Below are 7174 nucleotides of genomic sequence, written 5' to 3'. Positions count from 1 at the left end.
TGGGAGCCGCCTTGGTTACGACCCGCCAGCTGTCCCGGGGGGCCTGGAAGCGGTCGGGGGCCTGCACGAGGATCCCGGCGTCGACCGGCTTGTAGTCGAACCGGACCGGCCCGGGGGGCGGGGCCTCGAGCACGCGCATGTTCTTGCGCTTGGCGGCCAGGAGGTCGAGCACGCCGTCGGCGAAGCCGGGCGCCACCAGCACGTCGGCCTTGGGGTTGGCGACGATCTCCTCGGCCAGCTCGGAGCTGACCGGCCGGTTCAGGGCCACGATGCCGCCGAACGCCGACATCGGGTCGCACTCGAAGGCCCGCTCGTAGGCGGTCGAGATGTCGGCGGCCACGGCCACCCCGCACGGGTTGGCGTGCTTGATGATGGCGGCGGCGGGAGCCTCGGTGCCGAGGTCGTGGACCAGGCGCCAGGCCGCCTCGGCGTCGTAGAGATTGAGGAACGACAGCGCCATGCCCCCGTGCTGGACGGCGCCGTCCCACCAGCCCCGGCGGCCGATCTCGCGGTAGCGGGCGCCCACCTGGTGGGGGTTCTCCCCGTAGCGCAGCTCCTGGGAGCGCTCGAGGGCCAGGTGGATCGTCGGGGGGAGCTCGTCGGCCGACCCCTCGTCGAGCCAGGTGACGATGGCGGCGTCGTAGGCGGCGGTGTGGGCGAAGGCGTCGCGCGCCAGCCGGGTGCGGGTCTGCTCCGACAGCGCCCCGTCCCGGCGCACCTCGTCGAGCACCAGCCCGTAGTCCCCGGGGTTGACGACCACGCCGACGTGGGCGTGGTTCTTGGCGGCGGCGCGCGCCATGGCGGGCCCCCCGATGTCGATGGTCTCGATGCCCGGCCGCTCGCGGAACGGGTAGAGGTTCACGACCACCAGGTCGATGGCGGTGATCCCGTGCTCCTCGAGGTCGGCCAGGTGCTGGGGCTTGGCCCGGTCGGCCAGGATCCCCCCGTGCACCGCCGGGTGCAGGGTCACGACCCGGTGGTCGAGCATCTCGGCAAAGCCGGTCAGGTCGGCCAGCCGGACGAAGGGGACCCCCGCCTCCTCGAGCGCCGCCCCGGTGGAGACCGAGGCCACCAGATCCCAGCCCAGGCCGTGCAGGCCCTGGGCCAGCGCCTGGATCCCGGTCTTGTCGTAGACGGACAGCAGGGCGCGGGGGCTCACGTGGGGAGGGCTCCTTCGGAGAACAGGCGGATGGTCTCGGGGAACAGGCGGCGCTCGACGGCCTTGATCCGCTCGTGGAGCGACGCGACGGTGTCCCCGGGCAGGACGGGCACCGCCTCCTGGGCCAGGATCGGCCCGGAGTCGACGTCGAGGGTGGCGACGTGCACGGTGCAGCCGGTCACCTTCACGCCGGCGGCCAGGGCCTCCTCCACCGCGTGCCAGCCGGGGAACGCCGGCAGCAGGGCGGGGTGGGTGTTGAGGATCCGCCCGGCGTAGGCGTCGAAGATCGGCTTCTCCAGGATGGTGCCGAAGCCGGCCATGGCCACCAGCTCGGCGGCGTGGGCGGCCAGGGCGTCGACGACCCGGTGGGTGTAGGCGACCCGGTCGAAGGCGGCGCCGAACGAGTCGCGCTCCACGATCTCGGCCGGCACCCCGGCGCCGGCGGCCACCTCGGTGGCCCGGCAGGGGCGGTCGACGACGACCACGGCCGGGCGCAGCCCGGCCTCGATGATGGCCTCGAGGTTGGTCCCACTGCCGGACGCCAGCACCCCGAGCCGCACTGGACCGAGGCTACCGGAGGGACCGGCTCGGGCCCGACGTTTGCAACCGGCCGTTCAGCCCAGTCCGGCGACCACCTCGGCCATGATGTCGGCCGCCGCCGTGGGGTTCATGGCCACCCGGGCCCCGGCCGCCTCGAGGGCGTCCATCTTGGCCTTGGCGGTGCCCTTGGAGCCCGAGATGATGGCGCCGGCGTGGCCCATCTTCCGGCCCGGCGGGGCGGTGACCCCGGCGATGTAGGTGACGACCGGCTTCGACATCTCCTTGCCGATGAACTCGGCGGCCTCCTCCTCGGCGGAGCCGCCGATCTCCCCGATCATCAGCACGGCCCGCGTCTCGGGGTCGGCCTCGAAGGCCGACAGGCAGTCGATGAAGCTGGTCCCGGGCACGGGGTCGCCACCGATGCCGACGCCGGTGGTCTGGCCGATCCCCTTCTGGGTCAGCTCGTAGAGGGCCTGGTAGAAGACGGTGCCCGAGCGGCTCACCAGCCCCACCGGCCCGCCGGGCGTGGCGATGTCCCCCGACGTGATGCCGATGTTGCACTTGCCGGGGCTGATGATGCCGGGGCAGTTGGGGCCGAGCAGCCTGGTCTGGGGGAAGTCGCGCCGCAGCACGTTGTAGACGCGTGCCTCGTCCTGGGCGGGGATGAACTCGGTGATGCACACGATGAAGGCGATGCCCGCCTCGGCCGCCTCGAGGATGGCGCCGGGAGCTCCCCCGGGGGGAACGGCGATGAACGACGCCGTGGCCCCGGTGGCCTGCACCGCCTCCTTGACCGAGGCGTAGACGGGGATGTCCTCGATGACCTCGCCCCCGCGCTTGGGGTTGGTGCCCGCCACGACCTGGGTCCCGTAGCTGCGGTTGCGCAGGCCGTGATAGAGGCCCTGACCGGTGGGCGAGACGCCCTGGATCACGACCTTGGTCTTGTCGTCGACGAAGATGCTCACCGTGACACCTGCGCTTCCCTGACGGTCCCGCCCGCCAGCTCGGTGGCCTTGCGCGCCGCGCCGAGCATGGTCGGCACCGACACGAGGCGGTCGGACTCGTGTTCGGACAGGATGCGCCGGCCCTCGTCGGCATTGGTGCCGTCGAGGCGGATGACGATCGGGGCCTTGATGTCCACGCGACCGAGGGCGGCCACGATGCCGTTGGCCACCTCCTCGCCCCGGGTGATGCCGCCGAAGATGTTGATGAAGATCGACTTCACCTTCTCGTCGGTGTTGATGACCTCGAGGGCGTTGGCCATCACCTCGGCGTTGGCGCCCCCGCCGATGTCGAGGAAGTTGGCCGGCTTGCCGCCGACCTGCTCGACCACGTCGCAGGTGCTCATGGCCAGCCCGGCGCCGTTGGCGATGATGCCGACGAAGCCGTCGAGGCCCACGTACTGCAGGCCCTTGTCGCGCGCCAGGCGGTCGCGCGGATCCATCTCCTCGAGGCCCCGGAACTCGTCCCACTCGGGATGACGGAAGGCGGCGCTGTCGTCGAGGGTGACCTTGGCGTCGAGGGCGTGGACCTTGCCCTCCGGGGTCAGGATCAGGGGGTTGATCTCGACCAGGTCGGCGTCCCCCTCGACGAAGCAGCGGTAGAGCTTCACCAGGATGTCGGCGGCGCCGGCCCGCGCCTCGGGGTCGAGGTTGGCCTCCTCGACCAGTCGCGTGGCGGCGGCCAGGTCGAGGCCGTCCACCGGATCGATGTGGAGGCGGGCGATGGCCGTCGGGTCCTTCTCCGCCACCTCCTCGATCTCGACGCCGCCCTGGGCCGACACCATCCCGAGGTGCTTCTTGGCGGCGCGGTCGAGGGTGAAGCTGGCGTAGTACTCCTTGGAGATGTCGGACGCGTGCTCGACCCACAGGCGGCGCACGGTGTGGCCCTTGATGTCGAGGCCGAGGATGGCGCCGGCGTGCCGGCGGACCTCGTCGGCGTCGGCGGCGAGCTTGATGCCTCCGGCCTTGCCTCGGCCTCCGACCTGCACCTGGGCCTTCACCACCACGGGATAGCCGGCGGACTCCGCCACCTTCATCGCCTCGTCGACCGTGTCGGCCACGCCTCCCGCCGACACCGGTATGTCCCAGCGGGCGAAGTACTGCTTCCCCTGGTACTCGAACAGGTCCACTACCGCTCCTCTCTGGAGTCGAGGGTCTGCTGCAACCACTGCGCGATCGCCGGGAGCGGCGCCCCCGGTCCGAACACCTCGGCCACCCCGACCTTCTTGAGCTCGGGGATGTCGGCCTCCGGGATGATCCCCCCGACCACCACCACCACGTCGTCCGCCCCCTGTCCCCGCAACAGGTCCATCACCTTGGGCACGAGGGTCATGTGCGCCCCCGAGAGCAGGGACAGCCCGAGGGCGTCGGCGTCCTCCTGCACCACGGCCTGGACCACCTGCTCGGGCGTCTGGTGCAGGCCGGTGTAGATGACCTCGAAGCCGGAGTCGCGGAGCGCCCGGGCTATCACCTTGGCGCCCCGGTCGTGGCCGTCCAGCCCCGGCTTCGCCACCACCACCCTGTAGGGCCCGCTCATCGGCGGCGCATCCTAGGTGAGGGCCCCGAACAGCCCTTTTACCTCCTCGCGCCGGACCTTCCGGGTGCCGGTGCGGGGCAGCTCGTCGACGAACAGGAAGCGCGCCGGCACCTTGAAGGCGGCCATGCGCCCCCGGGCCCACGCCGCCAGCTCCTCGGCGTCGACCGCACTGCCCGGGGCCCTCCGGACGGCGGCGCAGGGAGCCTCCCCCGAGCGCTCGTCGGGCAGGCCGACGACGGCGGCCTCGGCCACCCCCGGGTGCTGCTCGAGCACCCCCTCGACCTCGACGGCGTAGACCGAGTAGCCGGCCCGCTTGATCACGTCCTTGCCCCGCCCGGCGAAGTGCACCAGCCCGAACGCCCCCTTGCGCGCCATGTCCCCGGTGCGCAGCCACCCGTCGGGGGTGACCACCTCGGCCGTGGCGGCCTCGTCCCCGTGGTAGCCCTGGAGCACGCCGGGGCCCTTGACCCAGAGCTCACCGACCTGGCCGGCAGGCACGTCGCGGCCGTCCTCGCCCACGACCCGCAGGCGGTTGGGCGGGATCGGCACGCCGAGGGCGTCACCGGGCAGGAAGCGGAGCAGCGGCAGGGCCGCCTTGAAGGCGACCCCGCCCCCGGTCTCGACCATGCCGTAACCCTCGAGGAAGGCGGCCTCGCCCAGGTTCCGGCCCACGCCCGGGAGCGGGAAGGGCAGGGTGGCGGCGGCGCCCATCCGCTGGAACTTCCGGGCCAGGTCGGCGGGCATGGCGTCGGCGCCTGAGGCCCAGACCCGGACCGAGCGGAGGTCGCGGGTCTCGGCCCCCGCCTCGTCCATCAGCCGGTACATGGCCGGCACCCCCACGAAGATCGTGGCCCGGCGCTCCTCGATGGCGTCGAGGGCGGCGTCGGGGCGGAAGCGGGGCAGGAAGTACACGGGGATCCCCGCCACCGCCATCCCCAGCACGGCGATGAACCCCATGATGTGGGACACGGGCAGGCCGAAGACGGCTTCGTCCCGGTGGAGGCGGCCCGGCCACAGCGCCCCGGCCCCCAGCTCTCCGAGGAGGGCCCGGTGGGTGAGACGGACGCCCTTGGGCCGCCCAGTGGTGCCCGACGTGTAGAAGATGGCGCCGACGTCGCCGGGATCGGCCGGGGCCGCGTCGGCACGGGGGCCGCGGCGCGGCACCGCCAGGTCCTCGAGGTCGCTGACGACCAGGGTGGCGCCGGAGTCGGCGGCGACGAGGTCGACCTCCGCCGGAGTCAGCTCGGCGTTGAGGGGGACGGGGATGGCCCCGGCCCGGGCGGCGGCCAGCACCGCCAGGAGCAGCTCGTAGCCGTTGGGCAGGGCCAGAACGACCCGGTCACCCCGCCCGGTCTTGCCGGCGATGGCCTGGGCCAGTTCCCCCACCCGCGCGGCGGCGCGGGGGAAGGTGAGATGGAGCCGGCTGGCCTCCCCCCGGACGGGAGAGGCCTCCTCGACCATGCGCCGGTCCCCGTGGACGGCGGCCAGGCGCTCGGCGAGGGTCCCCAGGGTGACGCCGCGGCCGGTGAGGAGGGCCAGGCGGTCCGACAGGGGCAGGTGCACGAAGTCAGCCTTGCCCGTGCCGGCCGAACAGCCAAACCGGGCCCGGCCCGTCCGTGAGGGACGCGCCGGGCCCGGTCCGGGCCGCTCGAGGACCCGAGGGCGTTACTGCCTGAGGAGCTTGGCCAGCGTGGCGGTCTGCAGGACCCCGATGCCGGTCGTGTAGTCGTAGCCCGGCGTGGCGGCGTAGGCGCCGTTGGTGCCGAGGACGATGTCGCGGAAGCCGTTCACCGGCTGGGGGTTGGTGTTCGGTACGAAGACCGGTCCGAGCGGCCCCTGGACGACCGTGGCCGGGTTGGTCTTCTCGTACAGCCGGTAGAAGCTGACCGAGGCGTCCCCGGTCAGGCTGCCGGCGTCGGCGTTGTCGATGCGGGACCACAGCCCCATCACCAGCGGGCTGGCCACGCTCGTGCCTCCGACCACCGTCGTGCTGTTCTTCCCGTCGTAGACGACGACGCCGGTGTTGGGGTCGGCGTCGGCGGACACGTCGGGAACGCTGCGGCCGCCCTGGTTGGTGAACTGCCAGGTCTGGCCCACGCCGTTGGCCTGGAGGGTCCAGGGGCCGGCGGCCTCGAACGGGGAGATCCCGCCGCCACCGCCGATCCAGGCGATCTCCTGGGTCACGTTGCCGCTGGAGTCGGCCAGGAGCGTGGTGCCGCCCACTCCGGTGGTCCACTCGCCGTCGGCGGGCCAGCTGACGTCCGGGGGCCCGCCCGGGGCGCCCGTGGAAGCCACCTCGGGGCAGGCGAAGCCGTTGTCCCCGGTCGAGGCGAACATGCTCTGGCCCTGGGCCGCCGCCTCCTCCAGCGCCTGGTCGGTCGTGATCATGGCGCCGTCCAGGAAGGCCAGGAACTCACACTCGCCCAGGGAGGCCGACAGCGACTGGGCCTTGTCCTGGGAGGCGAACATGTTGATGCCCCGGGCCACCTCGGAGTCGGTGAAGGTGGCGACGTCGTAGACGGTGAGGCTCTTTACGTTCTGGGCAACGCCGGTGGAGATCTGCAGGTCGAGGTCCCACTCCAGGTTGCCGGTCAGAGGGTTGTTGTCGACGATGGCGGCCTTGGGCCCGGCGTAGACGACGTTCACGGGCACCTGGGGCAGGTGCCATCCCGCCTCGGCGTAGCGGAGGTCGGCGATCGTGGACGTCATGTCCCCGCTGGCGATCACGGCGATCGTGCTGCCCGACGCGGCCGGCAGGGTGTCGGCCTGGTAGGCGTGCTGGATGGCCTGGGGGCTGAACCCGCTGAGATCAGGGGATCCGGACGCAGCCGGGCTGGTGCTGGCCGCCGTCCGGACCTGCAGCGGCATCTGCACGGGGATGTCCGAGAGTCCGAGGACCGCCACGACGTCACCCGCCAGCGAGGCCGGGACCATGGC

The 7174-nt window shown here is 72.7% G+C and carries 7 protein-coding genes; all 7 read right to left on the bottom strand.

Features of this window, described 5'->3' with window-relative positions; genetic code table 11:
* Positions 1–1159, bottom strand: a 1159-nt coding sequence (gene purH / locus VFW24_10045) for a bifunctional phosphoribosylaminoimidazolecarboxamide formyltransferase/IMP cyclohydrolase (protein ID HEX5267102.1), incomplete at its 3' end; no start/stop codon positions are given.
* The gene (gene purN / locus VFW24_10040) at positions 1156–1719 is read right to left on the bottom strand and encodes a phosphoribosylglycinamide formyltransferase (GenBank protein ID HEX5267101.1); all 564 of its coding nucleotides are present in this window, start codon (positions 1717–1719) and stop codon (positions 1156–1158) included. The genes purH and purN, both read right to left, overlap by 4 nt.
* Before the next feature lie 54 nt (positions 1720–1773).
* Positions 1774–2664, bottom strand: coding sequence for a succinate--CoA ligase subunit alpha (gene sucD, locus VFW24_10035; GenBank protein ID HEX5267100.1), 891 nt, complete (start codon positions 2662–2664; stop codon positions 1774–1776).
* Complete coding sequence (gene sucC / locus VFW24_10030) at positions 2661–3830, bottom strand: ADP-forming succinate--CoA ligase subunit beta (GenBank protein HEX5267099.1); 1170 nt, start codon at positions 3828–3830, stop codon at positions 2661–2663. The genes sucD and sucC overlap by 4 nt, the downstream gene beginning before the upstream one ends.
* Positions 3830–4237, bottom strand: coding sequence for a cobalamin B12-binding domain-containing protein (locus VFW24_10025; GenBank protein HEX5267098.1), 408 nt, complete (start codon positions 4235–4237; stop codon positions 3830–3832). The genes sucC and VFW24_10025 overlap by 1 nt, the downstream gene beginning before the upstream one ends.
* Before the next feature lie 12 nt (positions 4238–4249).
* Positions 4250–5800 carry an AMP-binding protein gene (locus VFW24_10020; GenBank protein ID HEX5267097.1) on the bottom strand — a complete coding sequence of 517 codons (1551 nt, stop codon included), beginning with the start codon at positions 5798–5800 and terminating at the stop codon, positions 4250–4252.
* Positions 5801–5902: 102 nt separating this feature from the next.
* Positions 5903–7174 (bottom strand): S53 family peptidase (locus tag VFW24_10015; GenBank protein HEX5267096.1); only part of this gene is annotated, 1272 nt, incomplete at its 5' end.

Source organism: Acidimicrobiales bacterium (assembly GCA_036273495.1).
In the GTDB taxonomy this organism is placed as follows: domain Bacteria; phylum Actinomycetota; class Acidimicrobiia; order Acidimicrobiales; family JAJPHE01; genus DASSEU01.
Note: the sequence above shows the minus strand (reverse complement) of the source record. Positions and strands in the feature narration are given on the sequence as shown.

Bases quoted from the DNA above. Each gene is read 5' to 3' on its own strand.
- VFW24_10025 (HEX5267098.1), bottom strand. From the start codon at position 4,237: ATGAGCGGGCCCTACAGGGTGGTGGTGGCGAAGCCGGGGCTGGACGGC.